At 41.4% G+C, this 1322-nt stretch carries 1 protein-coding gene; it reads right to left on the bottom strand.

The window, feature by feature from the left end:
- Positions 1 to 276: 276 nt before the first annotated feature.
- Positions 277 to 996: a DUF928 domain-containing protein gene (locus F6K20_RS38780; RefSeq protein ID WP_131827273.1), complete on the bottom strand. Its 720-nt coding sequence runs from the start codon at positions 994 to 996 to the stop codon at positions 277 to 279.
- Positions 997 to 1322: the final 326 nt, after the last annotated feature.

Raw genomic sequence — 1322 nt, 5'->3', positions numbered from 1 at the left:
TGAAGATTAGCGATCGCACTCTTATACACACTTAACTCTTTTTGTCAATTTAGGGCGATCGCCTCTCTATGCACACTTGACTCTTTTTGTCAATTTTTATGTTAAGAAAGATGTTTATAAAGCATAGGTTTAAAACCACGGGTTTAAGAAGCGAGATTTTTTGGATTTATCACAGATCAGCTGCTAACTAACCCCTTGAGCCCCATAGGGTTAAATCCTTGCTTTGCAAGGATTGCAGGATAAGAGTTGATGGCCTGATGTTCAGTGATTTATAGTTTATTTATTGAGCAACGGCTGGTTAGCGATCGCATTTAGTCCTACTGATTGTAACAGTTCTTCCCAATGGGAGCGATAGACTGAATTTCTTGGTTCAGCTCGCCTTAAATCAGCGAGGGTAGCGACAGTATCGACCCAAATCCCATCTTTAGCCAACAATGAGGCTTTTTTCAGTGAGGCTTTTAATGTGTGCTGATTCATCAAGGTAGAATTGGCTTCAACTCGACGAATCCATCCAGTTACCTCAGGACTATCTGGTTCTAAATACTCCCCACAAATCATCACCAAAGACCACTGGTAATTCTTACCGACCTTTAGTGGTGGAGCCTCAGGTGGTAATTGAACCGCCATTACACCTGGCTGATTAGGCAGACGTATAAAGGACTGGTAATGATGGTTTCGCTGTTCATCCTCGAAACTTAAAAAAGCTTCTTGAGCTGAAGTCTGAGGAACATATACCAGCAAAGTTGGACGTTCTGCTACCGTTAAGCCCAAATTAGTGGCTGGCATCAGCGGTGTGACTGATGAAGTGGTGGTTTTAGCATCAGAGAAACAAATATCTTCACCCCGGGAAGCTCCTCCCCTTGCTCTCTCCGGTCTTGGATTCTGCGTATTTCTGAATCCGATCGCCTGAGTTGGCAAACTGTGGATGAGATTCATTCCTAGGAATAGTAAAGTAAAACAAAGTGGTAATCTCACGGCTAATTTGTTTGATTTCATAAAATATTTCCTATTGCTGCAGGACTTTCTTTATGATCATGCTGGGCACAGAAAGCAGAGCAGATTATTTACCGCTTTCTAATTTTTATTTTGAGGGTTGCTAGAACTTTCAATATAAACGCCTAATGTTTGCGTTCATGTTTGTTTTATGTTTTATTTCTAGTATGTTTGATGCCCAATTGTCCTCTAAGAATGTGTTTGAAAAGTCCTTCGATTAGAGATAGAGCAGTCGCCAGGGCAGTTAGGACATGACAAAAGTCTCACACCCTTTGTAAGCGCAAGAGTTTGACTTCTGACTTCTGACTTCTGACTTTTGACTTCTGCTA

It is taken from the genome of Moorena sp. SIO2C4 (assembly GCF_010672485.1).
GTDB lineage: Bacteria > Cyanobacteriota > Cyanobacteriia > Cyanobacteriales > Coleofasciculaceae > Moorena > Moorena producens.
This window is presented reverse-complemented; position numbering and strand designations above follow the sequence as displayed.

Coding starts and splice junctions, on each gene's coding strand:
- F6K20_RS38780 (WP_131827273.1), bottom strand. CDS start 996: ATGAAATCAAACAAATTAGCCGTGAGATTACCACTTTGTTTTACTTTA.